General features: G+C 57.8%; 12 protein-coding genes. 2 read left to right on the top strand and 10 right to left on the bottom strand.

Annotation, left to right across the window (positions count from 1 at the left end):
* Positions 1-22: 22 nt before the first annotated feature.
* The 5 genes from ACXAET_RS00805 to ACXAET_RS00825 all read right to left on the bottom strand — a co-directional run bounded on the left by ACXAET_RS00805 (position 23) and on the right by ACXAET_RS00825 (position 6,729).
* Positions 23-1,804, bottom strand: a complete 1,782-nt coding sequence (locus ACXAET_RS00805; protein WP_475179586.1) for an aminopeptidase P family protein — start codon at positions 1,802-1,804, stop codon at positions 23-25.
* Between the two features lie 75 nt (positions 1,805-1,879).
* Complete coding sequence (gene cobT / locus ACXAET_RS00810) at positions 1,880-3,757, bottom strand: cobaltochelatase subunit CobT (protein ID WP_475179589.1); 1,878 nt, start codon at positions 3,755-3,757, stop codon at positions 1,880-1,882.
* Positions 3,758-4,011: 254 nt separating this feature from the next.
* Complete coding sequence (locus ACXAET_RS00815) at positions 4,012-4,836, bottom strand: hypothetical protein (protein WP_475179594.1); 825 nt, start codon at positions 4,834-4,836, stop codon at positions 4,012-4,014.
* 7 nt (positions 4,837-4,843) lie between these two features.
* Positions 4,844-5,830, bottom strand: a complete 987-nt coding sequence (cobS, locus tag ACXAET_RS00820) for a cobaltochelatase subunit CobS (RefSeq protein WP_475179597.1) — start codon at positions 5,828-5,830, stop codon at positions 4,844-4,846.
* Positions 5,831-6,108: 278 nt separating this feature from the next.
* On the bottom strand, positions 6,109-6,729 hold the full coding sequence (locus tag ACXAET_RS00825; protein ID WP_475179601.1) for a J domain-containing protein: 621 nt from the start codon (positions 6,727-6,729) through the stop codon (positions 6,109-6,111).
* Between the two features lie 107 nt (positions 6,730-6,836).
* Here ACXAET_RS00825 and ACXAET_RS00830 point away from each other — a divergent pair, with 107 nt between their 5' ends.
* Positions 6,837-7,091 (top strand): BolA family protein, encoded by a 255-nt coding sequence (locus tag ACXAET_RS00830; protein WP_475179606.1) that lies wholly within the window; start codon positions 6,837-6,839, stop codon positions 7,089-7,091.
* A gap of 118 nt (positions 7,092-7,209) precedes the next feature.
* Here ACXAET_RS00830 and ACXAET_RS00835 read toward each other — a convergent pair whose 3' ends face one another.
* From ACXAET_RS00835 to pepN, 5 genes are all read right to left on the bottom strand, one after another.
* Positions 7,210-7,632 (bottom strand): DUF4177 domain-containing protein, encoded by a 423-nt coding sequence (locus ACXAET_RS00835; protein ID WP_475179608.1) that lies wholly within the window; start codon positions 7,630-7,632, stop codon positions 7,210-7,212.
* 142 nt (positions 7,633-7,774) lie between these two features.
* Positions 7,775-9,286, bottom strand: coding sequence for an Asp-tRNA(Asn)/Glu-tRNA(Gln) amidotransferase subunit GatB (gene gatB, locus ACXAET_RS00840; RefSeq protein WP_475179610.1), 1,512 nt, complete (start codon positions 9,284-9,286; stop codon positions 7,775-7,777).
* Positions 9,287-9,356: 70 nt separating this feature from the next.
* Positions 9,357-10,529, bottom strand: a complete 1,173-nt coding sequence (locus tag ACXAET_RS00845) for a hypothetical protein (protein ID WP_475179612.1) — start codon at positions 10,527-10,529, stop codon at positions 9,357-9,359.
* A gap of 218 nt (positions 10,530-10,747) precedes the next feature.
* Entirely contained in the window at positions 10,748-11,176 is a 429-nt protein-coding gene (locus ACXAET_RS00850; RefSeq protein ID WP_475179615.1) for a hypothetical protein, read from the bottom strand.
* Positions 11,173-13,725 carry an aminopeptidase N gene (pepN, locus tag ACXAET_RS00855; RefSeq protein WP_475179620.1) on the bottom strand — a complete coding sequence of 851 codons (2,553 nt, stop codon included), beginning with the start codon at positions 13,723-13,725 and terminating at the stop codon, positions 11,173-11,175. The genes ACXAET_RS00850 and pepN overlap by 4 nt, the downstream gene beginning before the upstream one ends.
* Before the next feature lie 206 nt (positions 13,726-13,931).
* Between pepN and ACXAET_RS00860 the strand changes: the two genes are divergently transcribed.
* Entirely contained in the window at positions 13,932-16,064 is a 2,133-nt protein-coding gene (locus tag ACXAET_RS00860; protein ID WP_475179622.1) for a malate synthase G, read from the top strand.

A 16,064-nucleotide genomic window follows, 5' to 3' on the forward strand; every position in this document is an offset into this window, starting at 1 on the left:
CGGTTTATGTAACAGCCCGGTGTCAGATCGGCGCAGTTGCGGTATCCAACCACCGCCGCGCATCATCGCTCAGCCTTGGCCCGATCTTTTCAGCAACATCGCGATGATACGCGTTCAGCCACGCGCGTTCCGCGGATGTCAGCATATCGACCACGATCAACCGCCGGTCGATTGGCACGTAGGTCAGCGTGCGCCAGATCAGCATGGCACGGTCGTCGTCCCCGCCTGGAAGGGGTGCGGCGTCCTGCACGACCACAAGATTCTCGATGCGAATCCCGAAAGACCCCTCGCGGTAATAGCCGGGTTCATTGGATAGGATCATGCCCGGTTTCAGGGGCACATGGCTGACCTTGGACAGGCGTTGCGGGCCCTCGTGAACGCTGAGATAAGCACCGACACCGTGCCCGACGCCGTGGTTGAAATCTTGCCCTGCGGCCCAGAGCGGTTCCCGCGCAATCCCTTCAATATCACGCCCGGCAAGCCCACTCGGCCAGCGCAGCATGGACAGGTTAATCATGCCCTTCAAGACACGGGTAAAACACGCTTTTTCCTCATCCCCGACCGTACCGATAGCAACGGTGCGGGTGATATCGGTCGTGCCGTCCAGATATTGCCCGCCGCTGTCCAGAACCAGAAGGTGGCCATCTTCCAAACGGCTGTCGGTTTCTTCGGTCACGCGGTAATGCATGATCGCGCCATTCGGACCCGTGCCCGCGATTGTGTCGAAAGAGATATCCTGAAGCGCATTATCCCTGCGCCTGTTCTCTTCAAGCCGGGTGACCACCTGCGTTTCGGTCAGGGTACCCGGTGCCTGTGCGTCCAACCAACACAGCGTCTCGATCACAGCTACTGCATCGCGTAAATGTGCCTCGGCGCTGCCTTCGATTTCTGCGCCATTCTTGCAGGCCTTGGGCAGGGCACAGGGATCGCCGCCATCGACCATCTGATCGTTTAACACGTCCGCCACGGCCTGCGGCAGCGTTCCCAGATCGACCTGCACCTTGCCCTTCAGCGCCGCGACAGCGTCCAGAAATCCGTCGGGCTCATGCGATGTGACCTGATCCGCCAGTGGCACCACCAACTTCTTCGAAGCCATAAAAAGATCGACCTGACCACCGGCGTGCAATATCGCGAACCCATGCGCCACCGGGTTGTATCCGATATCGGAACCGCGAATGTTCAGCAGCCACATGATGGAGTCGGGCAAGGTGATCACGGCGGCGGCACTGCCTGACTCTTGCACGGCCTTGGCCAGACGCGTGATCTTGGTGTCCGCCGTTTCGCCGGCAAACTCGATCGGATGCGTCTTGATCGGATTCATCGGCGGCTCTGGCTGATCCTCCCACACGCGGTCCACCAGATTGTCACAGCGGACAAGTTCGATATCGCTGCCGACCAGCTCTTTCTGCGTGCTGGCGATCTGGCCAGCGGCATGCAGCCACGGGTCAAAGCCGACCTTGCCTCCATCGGGCAACTGATCTTTCAACCAAGCGCTGAGGCTGGTTTCGGGCCAAGCTACGGGAGTGTATTCTTTGGCGACCTGCGCCTTGACCTGAGTGCGATAGCGACCATCGACAAATACACCGGCCACGTCTGTCAACACCGCGCAGAACCCGGCCGAGCCGGTAAATCCCGTCAACCAAGCCAAGCGCTGATCCCGCGGGGCAACATATTCGCCCTGATGCGCGTCGGCGCGGGGGATCAGGAACCCGTCCAACCCTTCTTTTGCCATCTCACTGCGCAAAGCTGCCAGTCGGGGCGGCCCCTGTTCCGGGCGCGCCGTTACCTCAAAGGATTGAAACATCACATACCTCTCCCATACCGGGTTTTACCCGTTCTTCTTTTTTGGAAATTCCGCGCATTGGCGGCAAGGCCAGTTTTAGCTGGCTTTTTTCATCCCCATAACCCGCGCGCGTGCGCGTGGGTCGCTGTCAAACAGGGCAGCCAATTGTTCGGTCATCGCACCGGCCAACTGTTCCACGTCTGTTATTGTCACCGCGCGGTCGTAATAACGGGTGACGTCATGGCCGATTCCAATAGCCAGAAGTTCCACCATCTTTCGCTTTTCCACCATTGCGATCACGTCGCGCAGGTGTTTTTCCAGATAGTTTGCGGGGTTGACGCTGAGTGTTGAATCGTCAACCGGTGCACCATCCGAAATCACCATCAGGATCTTGCGTTGCTCGCGCCGCGCCAGCATCCGGCGGTGCGCCCATTCCAGCGCCTCGCCGTCGATGTTTTCCTTTAGCAAGCCCTCTTTCATCATCAGGCCCAGGTTTGGCCGCGCCCGCCGCCAAGGAGCATCTGCACCCTTGTAAATGATGTGGCGCAGATCGTTCAGACGGCCCGGCTGTTGCGGGCGGCCATCGTTCAGCCACGCCTCGCGCGCCTGACCGCCTTTCCAAGCGCGCGTGGTAAAGCCCAAAATCTCGACCTTCACGTTGCACCGCTCCAGCGTCCGCGCCAGAACATCTGCGCAGATCGCGGCGATTGAGATCGGGCGCCCGCGCATTGACCCCGAGTTGTCCAGCAAAAGTGTCACCACGGTATCGCGGAACTCGGTATCCTTTTCGACCTTGAAACTGAGCGGTGTGGTCGGGTTTGCCACCACACGTGCCAAACGGCCAGCGTCCAGAATGCCTTCTTCTCGGTCGAACTCCCAGCTTCGGTTCTGTTGAGCTTGCAGGCGGCGCTGCAACTTGTTGGCAAGACGGCTGACAGCCCCCTTCAGCGGTTCAAGCTGCTGGTCCAGATAGGCGCGCAGGCGCTCTAACTCGGCGGGTTCGGCCAGATCCTCAGCAGCGATTTCTTCGTCATGCGTGTTCAGATAAACCTTGTAATCCGGATCAGCTTCGGACGCAGGCTGAGGGGCAGGGGGTTCCAGCGGGGCTTCCCCCTCTGGCATCTCGGCCTCATCGCTCAGCTCATCTTCGGACATCTCGTCCATCGAGACCTGAGCCTGGGATTGATCCTGTTGCTCTTCCTGAGTTTGTTCCGGGGTGGCGTCGGCTTCTTGTTCGTCCTGATCGTCTTGGCCAGTACTGTCCGGGTCAGGCTGTTCGTCGGCGTTTTCCTCGGCCTGATCCTCTTGTTCTTCGTCCAACTCATCCGGGTCGTCACCCAGTTGATCGCCATAACCAAGGTCCTTGATCATCTGGCGGGCGAATTTGGCGAACTCTGCCTGGTCCGAGAGGATTTCATCAAGGTTTTCCAGCGTTCCGCCAGCCTGTTCCTCGATGAAGCCGCGCCACAGATTCATGATGTTCTCAGCCGCCGGAGGCAGATCGCGCCCCGTGGCTAGGTGGCGGATCAGATAGCCCGCAGCTACTGCCAAAGGTGCGTCCGCAGGTTGTTTGCATTGGTCATATCCACGCCGCAGCGCCTCATGCCCGATCTTGACGTCGATGTTAGACGCGGTGCCGGGCATGTCACGCGCGCCCATCGCCTCGCACCGGGCGGCTTCCATTGCTTCATACAGATCACGGGCCATATCCCCTGGGGGGGCATAGCGCGTATGGGTCGCGTCATCATGATACTTTCGATGCAGGGCCAAGGCATCCGCCGTACCACGTGCCAGCAGAACCTCTTCGCGCGTCATCCGACGGCTCACCTGTGGCAAACGCATCGACTCGCCGGTCATCCCAGACGGGTCTACCGTATATGTAACGTTCAACTCGGGATCATCGGCCATAACCTTGGTGGCCTCGGCCAAGGCCTTTTTGAACGGATCGGCGGGGTTGTCGTTGGGTTTGCTCATCGGGGCAGTCCGGTCTAGTTCTGTCCCGGCAACCTAGTGCCAAACGGGTGTCTTGGCCATAGGGCTAGCCGTTAATTCGCTTTGGTTTGGTAAGCTCCTCTCCGTCGGCGGTTCATCTCGACTTACCGTCGATGTGATTGCCGCAGGACACGAGGGAATGTTTCTACGAAGGAAATCTTAAAAAACGCTTTGGGCAGAAACTGCGCGTCCTTTGCTCAATATGAGAAAAGAACCAAATCCGCGCGCTCGAAACCTCAACTTCGGAGGCGTGTTGCCCAGGTGGGCAAAGAACTCTGAAACTCCTCGAACCGACCTGAATAGTTTTGAACCTCGTAGTGTGTGATCGCGGTGCCATTCAATTTGCGGAGCAAGCTGGAAATGCTTTGATCGTGTCGGTGCTCCTTGAATTCGGCGTGATTCCGGCTCATGGATTCCGAGTCATCTGAGTAACGATAGTTATCCTCGGTCGCGATTTCGGACCATTGTCTGACTAGGTCACGGTTTCTAGCGTTGTTCACCATGACTAGAAATCCGGATCCAAACTGACTTGTTTTAGCCTCTGAACAATCGACCGATAAGCCCAGACGACGGAACAGATCACCTTTGGTCCAGTGGCTTTCGGTAAAAACGTTCATGAAGGACAACATCTTGCTTTCGTGATCTTGAGCCAGTTCAAGGTATTCTTGAAAACGTCGGCCGCCATTTGGGTTTATCGTATAGCCTGCATCCAGATAAACGATTGTTTGACCGTCTTCGGCGGCTTCCATCGCCTGTAAAATCACCACTGGTTTCCAAATCCAATAACCAAAACCACGGGGTGTGCTTTTTACGTAATCACCGTGCTGAGATCGGAAATCTTGCGGCAGCGTCCGTAAGCTATAAACACGAATGTCCGAGAAAAAACTCGTTTGCTCTGCCTGCTGTTGGAAATTCGCCCTACGTGAAGAGAATGTGCCATCCGCAAATGAGACTAGACGGGGTTTGGGACGCGATATCTCAAACAAGCTGCCGTTTTCGCGCAAGACATCGTTGTCTTTGCCTGATGGTTTAGTCAAAAAGTTTCGGAAGAATTTAGCCATATTGCCTTCAACCCAAGCTGGCGCTCGCTGCACTCTCTGGCAGTTCCTCGTCAAAACAGCGTTGGTAAAACTCGGCGACGGTCTGGCGTTCCAGCTCGTCACATTTGTTCAGGAAAGACAGGCGGAAGGCGTAACCGATGTTGCGGAAGATCTCGGCATTCTGGGCCCAGTTGATCACGGTCCGCGGGCTCATCACTGTTGAAAGATCGCCGTTCATGAAGGCGGTCCGGGTCAGGTCGGCAACGGTCACCATCTGGCTGACGGTCTTGCGGCCCTTTTCGGTGTTATAGTGCGGGGCCTTCGACAGCACGATCATCGTCTCAGCATCGTGGCTGAGGTAGTTCAGCGTGGACACCAGCGACCACCGGTCCATCTGAGCCTGGTTGATCTGCTGCGTGCCGTGATACAGGCCCGTCGTGTCGCCCAGACCCACGGTGTTCGCCGTTGCGAACAGGCGGAAATTCGGGTTCGGCGTAATGATCTCATTCTGGTCCAACAAAGTCAGCTTGCCGTCATGCTCCAGCACGCGCTGGATCACGAACATCACGTCAGCGCGGCCTGCGTCATACTCGTCGAACACGATTGCAACCGGATTACGCAGCGCCCACGGCAGAATGCCCTCGTGGAACTCGGTCACCTGTTTACCGTCCCGCAGCTTGATCGCGTCTTTGCCGATCAGGTCGATCCGGCTGATATGGCTGTCCAGGTTCACACGCACGGCTGGCCAGTTCAGGCGGGCAGCGACCTGTTCGATATGGGTGGACTTGCCAGTGCCGTGATAGCCCTGAATCATCACACGGCGGTTATGGGCAAAGCCGGCCAGAATCGCCAGAGTCGTTTCGGGGTCGAACTTGTACGTCGGGTCTATTACCGGAACCCGATCACTTGCTTCGGAAAACCCCTTGATCGCCATGTCGGTATCAATGCCGAAAACGTCACGGACCGAGATTTCTTCGGTGGGTTTTGCGTTAATGTCAATCGATCCGTCAGCCATGTGCGTAGTCCTTATCCTTCGACCCATCTCGCCGGGTCTGAACCCGTGTGTGGTGCAACATATTGCAGGCAAGGGCAAGGGAAAGCCGCGCGTGCTGCGAACTCGGCAAAGCTTTCTTTGAAACTGGCCTTATTGATGCGCGTCCAGGTCCACCCAGAAGGGTATCGCCTGCCCACATTGGCGATTGTTCAACATAAACCACGGGGGTTAAATCCAACCACACCGAAACACATTCAGCATTCCAAAGCCGATGGTTCCGAAAAAGGCAGTTGGCTTGCCTACTTGAAATTCCGACTGTCCTTGATCTGGTCCCAGGCCCAGACGACCTCTTGCAATTGCTCTTCTTGAGAGCGGTCGCCGCCGTTCATGTCCGGGTGCAGCACCTTGATCAGCTTTTTGTAGGCCTTGCGCACTTCGGCCTTGGTCCAGCTGTCCTTGGCTTCAAGAATCTCGATTGCCCGCCGCTCGGTCGGGGGCAGGCGGCGCCCTGTGGCGGCACGGCCCGGATTCTTGGTGGCATTTTCGCCAAGCACCTGATGCGGGTCCTCGATGCCCAGACGTGCCCATGCGCGCGCTTCGGGGTCGCCCATCGGTTTGGTTTCACGTTCCCAGACCTTGTCTTTTGACCGCTGCGCGTTCAGTTCAGCCTCGGTCGTGCCGTCGAAGAAATTCCACTTTTGGTTATACTCGCGCACGTGCTTCTGGCAAAACCAGTAGAAGTCATCCAAAACGTCTGGCGCCTTGGGCGCGCGATACTTGCCAGGCTCCTGGCACCCCGGATGGTCACAGATCCGGACCGAAGTTTCAGACGCGCCCGACATGCCCCGACGCCCGCGCGGGTTTTTCTTTTTGGCGTTGGAGACGGACATATCGAATCCGAAAGGGTCTGATTTCGTCATGCTGTGATCCTTAAGAACGCATCTTCTCGACTCGGAGGCAGCAGTTTAGTCTAAGCAGCCAAAAGTAGAAGAGGGGGGCGGCAAATAATTTGCTGCCGAGCGAAAAAATGACCGTGACCGACGAAATCTATGAACGTCTTGATGCCGCGTTTCACCTGCGAGAGCTGAAGGTTGTCGATGATAGCGAAAGCCACCGAGGGCATGCCGGCTATCAGGAAGGCGGGGAAAGTCACTTCAATGTGTATATCCGCGCCAGTGCATTCGAAGGCCAATCCCGTGTCGCCAGCCATCGGGCGGTGCACAAGGCGTTAGGTGACATCGTGCCGCGGATACATGCGCTGGCGCTGGATATCGGAACGTAGGGCGCGCACCTTAGGCGCTTTACTTCAGTTCGGCCCAGAGCTTGGAGACGCAAAGTGCTGCGATCATACCGGCGAACCACTGGCTTTGATGCTGGGCGGGCCGCTGCGACGCCAAACCTTACGACTTGTCTGTGCGGCGGAATTCGATCTTTGCGTCCTTGAGCGTCAACGGAGGGTCTTTAACCTCTTCGGCAATTGGTTCCGGCGCTGCGACGATTTCTGGTCCTGGAACGGGCTGCGCAACCGGGGTTTCGTCGGGGGTTTCGTCTGGGGTTTCGTCCGGGACTGGGGCTGCGACCTCGACCGCCTCGATCGTGCGGCGGAAGACAAGCACATTGCGCCAATTCACGGTAGATCCGGTCAGGCCTGCCCTCTCTTCGCTTGGTAAAAGCTCTGCGCGTTGATACTCCCAGCCGTCTTGACCCAATTGGTTCAACACTTGCTCAATCGTTGCGGCAAACCGGCCTTCGGCGGTTTTTACACCTTTGGCTTTCGTGCCTTTTTGCGGGGCGGGAACGACCTTGTACTCATAGCGCTGCATTTGATCTTCCTGATTGCCGGGTTATGGCAACTTAACATGCGGTTGATTTGGCGAAAGTCAGCATTGCGCGAAAACACCCGGAAAATTGAAAGCGGCAGGATTTTGCGAAACCCTGCCGCCAGGATTGGGTGCCCTTAAAAGGTTACGAGCCTAGTTTTTTACCGACCAGCTCGTTCACCGCCTTGGGGTTGGCCTTGCCGCCCGTTGCTTTCATGACCTGACCCACGAACCAACCTGCAAGCTTTGGGTTCACCTTCGCCTTTTCGACCTGCGCGGGGTTAGCGGCGATAATTTCATCCAGCGCGGACTCAATCGCGCCCGTGTCGGTGACCTGCTTCATGCCGCGGTCTTCAACGATCTTCGCCGGGTCACCGCCTTCGGTATAGACGATCTCGAACAGGTCCTTGGCGATTTTGCCTGAGATGGCATCCGAGGCGATCAGGTCAATGATGGCACCCAGTTGCGCCGGAGAGACCGGCGAGTCGGTGATGTCGTGATCTTCTTTCTTCAGGCGACCAAACAGTTCGTTGATGACCCAGTTCGCCGCCAGTTTGCCGTTGCGGCCCTTGGCAACCTCTTCAAAATACGCGGCTGACTCTACTTCGGCGGTCAGGACAGATGCGTCATAGTCGGTCAGACCGAACGCGTTGATAAAGCGGGCTTTCTTGTCGTCCGGTAATTCGGGCAACTTGGCGGCGATATCGTCCACCCATGCTTGCTCAATCTCTAGCGGCAGCAGGTCAGGGTCCGGAAAATAGCGATAGTCATGCGCTTCTTCTTTAGACCGCATTGAGCGGGTTTCGCCCTTGTCCGGATCGTACAGACGGGTTTCCTGATCGATAGTCCCACCAGCTTCGACAATGGCGATCTGACGGCGGGCTTCGACCTCAATTGCCTGCTGGATAAAGCGCATCGAGTTCATGTTCTTGATCTCGCAGCGCGTTCCCAAGTGCGAGAAATCCTGTGTTTCCTGGTACTTCTCATAGGCACCCGGAAGACAGATCGATACGTTCACGTCCGCCCGCAAGTTTCCGTTCTGCATATTGCCGTCGCATGTGCCCAGATACCGCATGATCTGGCGCAGCTTGGCGATATAGGCGGCGGCCTCTTCCGGCCCACGGATGTCAGGGCGGCTGACGATCTCCATCAGGCAGACACCGGTCCGGTTCAAGTCGACGAAGGACATATGCGGGTCCATATCGTGGATCGACTTGCCCGCGTCCTGCTCCATGTGGATGCGTTCGATGCGAACCATGCGCGCGGTGCCATCGCCCATTTCGACCAGCACTTCACCTTCGCCCACGATTGGGTGGTACAGCTGTGAAATCTGATAGCCCTGCGGCAGGTCGGGATAGAAGTAGTTCTTGCGGTCGAAAGCCGATTTCAGGTTGATATCCGCCTTCAGGCCCAACCCTGTGCGCACCGCCTGTTCCACGCAGTACTCGTTGATCACCGGCAGCATGCCCGGCATCGCCGCGTCCACAAAGGCCACGTTTGCATTCGGCTCGGCCCCGAATTTCGTCGACGCGCCCGAGAACAGCTTGGCATTGGATGAGACCTGAGCGTGCACCTCCATCCCGATTACCAGTTCCCAATCGTGCTTGGCCCCGGCGATGGTCTTGGGTTTGGGCATTTCGTATGTCAGGTCGAGCATGTCGCGCCTCATTTCCGCAGAAGTCTAAGCCTGCGTATTAGGCCTGGCACGGGCGAGGGGCAAGGGGGAATCAGTGCTGGGACAGGCGCAAACCCGACGGGGTGAAGGTTACATCCATGCCGCTGAGCAACTCTTCACGGAACAGGTCGCCAATCGCGCGCAGTGCGTCGCGCTGACCGCGGGCCGCGAACCGCTCAGCCGAGTGTATACGGACTGAGTTGTTGAACCCGTTCGCCGCATGCGCCCAAATCATTGGGTGCAGTTCGGTCATGTGGTCGCGGATCAGCCCATGTGCGGCCTCGTGAATTTGCGCGCGCACAGTCTCGGCTTTTTCATTCTGCCTAAGGCCGTTCTGTATCGTGATGGCGCAATAGGCCGATAGCATGTTGACTGTTTGCTGATCCGGCCGATGGTGCAGAATGTCATAGAGACCTTCCAGAAAGTACTCAACATCCAGCCGGGCGCACGCCTCTTCGTCCAAGGTGATGGCGTCGAATTGCACCCATGTGTAACCGCCGGCCCCCCAGATGTCGTGGGTCCGGGCCGCGTTGCGCAGGGCCTGAACCTCAAGCTCTGCGTAGCTGCCAAACCACCGCGGCAACAGATGGGTGCCCATCGCGCGCATATGGCGCTGATTGTTGGGGTCCAGCGAGATTAGCCGCTCGTATTCATCAGCAACACGAAGGCTGGCTTTGCGTTGGCCAGCCAAAAGTGCGCAGCCTGCGGCGGCGACGATCGGGCTGTCTGGCAACGCCGCGCGACATTTCGGCAATAACGCTGCGGCCCGGTCGAAATGGGCTGCACAACGGGAACGGTGTAATGGCGGAAGGGTTGCGTCCGTTGCCGTTCCGCGCCACGCCCAGGCCAGGTCGATATGCGTCAGCGCGACCACAAGCGCAATCATCGCATCATCCGGGTGCGCGCGCATTTCGTCTTCAAGCTCGGAAATCCCGCCAAGCAGGTCGTACTCACACAGTGCATTCCCATCCGACAAGGCGTGTTCGACCGCGAGAACCACATCGGACCGAGCGCCAAAGGCAAGCAGATCCGCGATGGGTGTGCCATCCGGGGCGGCTGCACGATTTTTGTCTGCCGCGCGCATTTGACGAGACAGTTCAGCCCAACGATCCTGTCTGGCCAGCGTCCGACCACGCCCAATCGCATCGCGGGCTGCCAAGTCTTCGGCTTTGACGTCGGCCAATGGGATGTTCAATTGCCCTTTGTCTGGGAGCGTCGAATGCACGCCGCCATTCACATTGGGAAGGCTCTGCGTTGAGCTTTTGGAAGAATGAGAGGATTGGGCTTGACGTGCCCTGAAAAACCGAAACATGGAAAAACTCGAAATCAAAACAACTTGCACGCTTGTCGGAAACTCTGACCGAAGGCCGGCTCAAATTCAAGCTTACCGCACTGTATTGAGTGTTAATCAGAAACGAATCGTCATCACTCAATATGATTGTTTCAGAAAACGCGAAAATGGTGCCGTTCAACCCGCAATCCGGCTTTTTGTAAGACGGCCTCAAGCTCCTTATGCGGCGGCATAGCCTCATCCGGCAGGCGAATCCGTTTGTCTGACGTCAGAACCAGTGCGCAGCGCACCGAAAAGTCCCAACGTGTGTCCAAACGGACGTGATCGATTTCGGACAACGCGACCTGGCCCTCGCGGTTGCCAGAGAACCAGCGAATCCGGTCGGCATCCAGCGTCACCCCTGCCTTTGTGTCCTGTATGATGTCCCAAAGGGCAGGCAAGGTGGTCAGGCCGAAAAACCCAACAATCCACCATGCTGCGTCAAATACAATTACCAAGGCCAACAGCCCCGCATAAATGCCGAGGAGAATCAGGACACTGCGTCGCGTCCGGTTGTTGCGCGTGAAACTGTAAGGGTTCATGCGCCAAGAATACGGGACACCATTTCCGTCGTATCGCGCGACAGGTTCGGTGTTTCGGCGATGCGGGTCAGCTGCGCTTGCATGAGGTCCTGTCGCTCAGCGTCGTAGCGTTTCCATGTCTGGAAAGCCGAACACATCCGGGCCGTTGTTTGTGGGTTAACCGGATCCAGACGGATCAACCAATCCGCAAGCAGTTCATATCCGGCCCCGTCATGGCGGTGAAACCCGGCATGGTTCATCGCGAGCGCGCTGATGACTGCGCGGAACCGGTTCGGGTTTTTCCAATTGAAATCAGCGTGCTTTGTCAGCGCGCGTGTGACCTCAACCGTTGCTTCGGGTGTGGCTGTAGACACTTGCAATGCAAACCACTTGTCAACCACCAGCCGGTCATGTTGCCACTGATTGTAAAAGCTTGCCAGTTCCGCCTGGCCCGCGCCTGCCCGCAAGAGACAAGACAGAGCAGTCAACTGGCGGGTCATGTTGTCAGCAGCGGCGTATTCTTCGGCGGCCTTGGCGCCGCCATCAAGCCGCGAAGTCAGGTACATAACCGCACCGCCAAGCGCGCGTTTGCCAGCCTGTTCGGCGTCGGGGCGGAACGGTGCGTCGATCTGCGTTTCGCTGAGCAGTCGCGGTAGCAGGTCCTGAACATGTTGGGCCGTCGCCTGCCGGAGGGTCTCTACTGCGGTCCAAATCGCCATCGGATCAGGAGTTTCACCGCTTTCAAACAAGGCGGCCGCCAACTCTGACTGCGTTGGCAGGCCCAGCATCAGCGAGCGATAGGCAGGGTCCAGATCTCTGTCCCGCAACACGGTCAGCATACCATCCAGATAGTCCGAGCCCGGCGCGGCATCGTGTTTTATCATGCGCAGCAAAGTGTCCTGCGCCAGCGATCGCCCGGCCTGCCAGCGGTTGAACGGGTCAGTGTCATGGGCCAACAGAAAGGCACGTTCCGCATCCGTATGGTCATGTTCGAGAATCACCGGAGCCGAGAAATCCCGCAGGATCGAGGCCACGGGTTTGGCGGCCAGACCGGTGAACTCAAAGCTCTGTTCGACCTCTGTCAGCTCCAGCACCTCGGTTGGGCGCACTTCATCCCCGTTCGGGCTCAGCAAGCCAACGGCGACCGGGATCACTTGCGGAAGCTTCTCTGACTGACCGGGGGTCGGTTCGGTTCGTTGTTTCAGGGTCAGAGTATAAACGCCGTCCGCCCAATCTTCGGACACGGTAACGCGCGGTGTCCCTGACTGGCTGTACCAGCGTTTGAACTGGGTCAGATCGCGGCCTGTTGTGTCCTCGAACACTTTCAGCCAGTCCTCGATTGTGCAGGCTTGCCCGTCGTGGCGGTCGAAATAGAGGTCTAGCGCCTGTTTGTACGCCTCATCCCCAACCAATCGTTTCAGCATCCCGATCACCTCGGCCCCTTTTTCATAAACCGTGGCCGTGTAGAAGTTATTGATCTCCTGAAAGCTCTCGGGTCGGACAGGGTGCGACAATGGCCCGTTGTCTTCGGGAAATTGTCGCGCCCGCAGGTCGATGGCGTCATGGATGCGTTTCACCGGGGCCGAGCGCATGTTGGACGTGAAATGCGCATCGCGGAATACGGTCAGGCCCTCTTTTAAGCACAGTTGGAACCAGTCGCGGCAGGTGATGCGGTTGCCTGTCCAGTTGTGGAAGTATTCATGCGCGATGATCGCCTCAATGCGTTCGAAGTTATCATCGGTCGAGGTTTCCGGGCTGGCCAGAACGGCCGAGGAGTTAAAGATGTTCAGCCCCTTGTTCTCCATCGCGCCCATGTTGAAATCATCGACGGCCACGATGTTGAAGACATCCAGATCGTATTCACGACCATAGACGTCCTCGTCCCACTTCATCGACTTTTTCAACGCCTCCATGCCAAAGGCGCATTTCTCTTCATCGCCGGGGCGAACCCAAAGATTCAGCTCAACGTCGCGGCCCGACATCGTGGTGAACTGGCCGGGATGCGCGATCAGGTCGCCAGCCACTAGCGCAAACAGATAGGCGGGTTTAGGCCAGGGATCGGTCCATTCTGCCCAGCCCTCGCCTTTGCCTGAGGGGTTGCCGTTCGACAGCAGCACCGGCAAATCGCCATTGATCCTCACGGTGAAGGTGGACATCACGTCTGGCCGGTCAGGGTAGTAGGTGATCTTGCGGAACCCTTCGGCCTCGCACTGCGTGCAATACATACCGTTCGACATGTAAAGCCCCTCAAGCGCGGTGTTGTTGCCTGGGTCGATCTCGACGATCGCTTCCCAGATGAATGGCGCGTTTGGAACGTTGGCGGTCAGGCCAGTCTCGGTGACATCGGGTGTGATCTCGGCCCCGTCGATGGCAGCGCGAATTAGGGTCAAATCCTCGCCATGCAGAAAAAACGTTCGATCTGTGGCATCCGGATTGGGGCGGAAGGCAATGCGCGACGTGACGCGTGTGGCGTGATCGGCCAAATCGAAGGTCAGATGCACGCTGTCCACCAGATAGCCAAAGGGCGTGTAGTCTTTAAGGTAGATCGTGGTAGGGGCTGCGTCACGCATCGGGGGCCTCGCATCGGTTCATGTCTGGCGCGACGTTATGGCTTGCGGCGGTAGGCTGCAAGCGGTGCAATCTTCAACCGAGACGGTGCGATCTGAAGTTTTGGTAAGTTAGTTTTACCATAGGGGTCTCGTGCGCGTTGCCTATCGGAAACAATAGCTCTAAATGCATGCGGCATACAGTGGCGTACACACGAGAGAGGGACCCCATGAGCAGCAGACAAACGCGTAGCGGATTACAAGTTGATACCGTTCTGGCCGACTTCATCGAAGGTCGGGCACTGCCGGGAACGGGTGTAACTGCTGACGCATTTTGGGATGGTCTGTCCCGCATGGTGGCTGAGCTGGGTCCGAAATGTCGCGCGCTGCTGGCAAAGCGGGAAAAGATCCAGGGGCAATTGGACGCGTGGCATCTGGGGCGGATGGGGCAGGCGCATGACGCCGCCGCGTATCAGGCATTCTTGCGCGAAATCGGTTATCTGGTTGAAGAAGGCGCCGGTTTTCAGATCGAAACCACCGAAGTTGATCCCGAGATTGCGCAAACACCCGGACCGCAATTGGTAGTGCCAATCACTAACGCGCGTTTCGCGTTAAACGCAGCCAATGCGCGTTGGGGCAGCTTGTATGACGCTCTCTATGGCACCGACGCGATGGGCGATCTGCCGACCGGCGGTGGGTATGACGCGGGCCGGGGCGCCAGGGTGATTTCCTGGGCCAAAGGATTTCTGGACGACGCTGCGCCTTTGGCAAACGGGTCTTGGACCGATGTGGCCGAGTTGCGGGTTGAAAACGGCGCGCTGGTGCCAGCACTTGCGGATCCTTCACGTTTCGTTGGTTATGGTGGCGCTGCGGAAAACCCGGAGTTCATTCTGCTGAAAAACAATGGGCTGCACATCAAGGTCGTTATTGATGCGTCCAGCACTATCGGTGCCTCTGATCCGACGGGAATCGCGGATGTCGTGCTGGAATCGGCCTTGTCGACGATCATGGATTGCGAAGACTCAGTCGCCTGTGTCGACGCCGAGGATAAGGTGGTTGCATATGGTAACTGGCTGGGTCTGATGAAGGGTGATCTGACCGAGCAGGTCACCAAAGCCGGCAACACATTTACCCGCAAGCTGGCAGATGATCTGGAGTACACCACCGCCGGTGGGGGTCAGGCCAAGCTAAAAGGTCGCTCATTGATGCTGGTGCGAAACGTGGGGCACCTGATGACCAACCCCGCGATTCTGGACGCCGAGGGCAATGAAATCGGCGAAGGCCTGATGGACGCGCTCTGCACCACGTTGATCGCCATGCACGATTTGGCTCGCGAAGGCGGCAACTCGGTCATGGGATCGGTTTATGTGGTCAAACCCAAGATGCATGGCCCGGAAGAAGTGGCATTCTCGGTCGAGATTTTCGATATGGTCGAAGACATCCTCGGCCTGCCGCGCAACACCGTGAAGCTGGGCATCATGGACGAGGAGCGCCGTACCTCAGTCAACCTCAGGGAATGCATCCGTGCTGCAAAATCGCGCGTGGCGTTCATCAACACAGGTTTCCTCGACCGGACAGGGGACGAGATCCATACCTCGATGGAGGCAGGCCCGATGCTGCCGAAGGGGGATATGAAAAGCACACCATGGATCGCGTCCTACGAGGATCGCAACGTTGATATCGGGTTGGCTTGCGGCCTGAAAGGCAAGGCGCAGATCGGCAAGGGCATGTGGGCGATGCCCGACAGGATGCATGATATGCTAGAGGCCAAAATCGGCCACCCGAAGTCCGGTGCCACCTGCGCGTGGGTGCCGTCGCCGACCGCTGCAACGCTACACGCAACACATTATCACAGTGTGGATGTTTTGGCCCGTCAGGACGAACTGGCAGCTGGTGGCGCGCGTGCCTCGCTTGAGGATTTGTTGACGATACCATTACTGGGCGGCCGCAATCTGAGCGATGAGGAAATCACGCGCGAGATTGAGAACAATGCGCAGGGTATTCTTGGGTACGTGGTGCGCTGGATCGACCAAGGGGTCGGGTGCTCGAAAGTACCGGACATCAACGACATTGGCCTGATGGAAGACCGCGCAACCTGCCGGATATCCTCTCAGGCGCTGGCCAACTGGCTGCATCACGACGTTGTCAGCAAAGAGCAGGTGATGACCGCTATGCAGAAAATGGCCGCCGTGGTGGACCGCCAGAACGAAGGCGACCCCGAGTATCGCCCAATGGCTCCGCGCTTTGATGGCGTGGCGTTTCAAGCTGCGTGCGATTTGGTGTTCAAAGGGCGGATACAGCCTTCGGGCTATACTGAACCGGTCCTGCATGCCCGCCGTCTTGAATTGAAAGCCAGCCTTTAA

This window comes from Ruegeria sp. AWH4_226, assembly GCF_056159225.1.

Bases quoted from the DNA above. Each gene is read 5' to 3' on its own strand.
- gatB (WP_475179610.1), bottom strand. From the start codon at position 9,286: ATGCTCGACCTGACATACGAAATGCCCAAACCCAAGACCATCGCCGGG.
- ACXAET_RS00860 (WP_475179622.1), top strand. From the start codon at position 13,932: ATGAGCAGCAGACAAACGCGTAGCGGATTACAAGTTGATACCGTTCTG.
- cobT (WP_475179589.1), bottom strand. From the start codon at position 3,757: ATGAGCAAACCCAACGACAACCCCGCCGATCCGTTCAAAAAGGCCTTG.
- ACXAET_RS00805 (WP_475179586.1), bottom strand. From the start codon at position 1,804: ATGTTTCAATCCTTTGAGGTAACGGCGCGCCCGGAACAGGGGCCGCCC.
- ACXAET_RS00815 (WP_475179594.1), bottom strand. From the start codon at position 4,836: ATGGCTAAATTCTTCCGAAACTTTTTGACTAAACCATCAGGCAAAGAC.
- ACXAET_RS00830 (WP_475179606.1), top strand. From the start codon at position 6,837: ATGACCGTGACCGACGAAATCTATGAACGTCTTGATGCCGCGTTTCAC.
- ACXAET_RS00835 (WP_475179608.1), bottom strand. From the start codon at position 7,632: ATGCAGCGCTATGAGTACAAGGTCGTTCCCGCCCCGCAAAAAGGCACG.
- cobS (WP_475179597.1), bottom strand. From the start codon at position 5,830: ATGGCTGACGGATCGATTGACATTAACGCAAAACCCACCGAAGAAATC.
- ACXAET_RS00825 (WP_475179601.1), bottom strand. From the start codon at position 6,729: ATGACGAAATCAGACCCTTTCGGATTCGATATGTCCGTCTCCAACGCC.
- ACXAET_RS00850 (WP_475179615.1), bottom strand. From the start codon at position 11,176: ATGAACCCTTACAGTTTCACGCGCAACAACCGGACGCGACGCAGTGTC.
- pepN (WP_475179620.1), bottom strand. From the start codon at position 13,725: ATGCGTGACGCAGCCCCTACCACGATCTACCTTAAAGACTACACGCCC.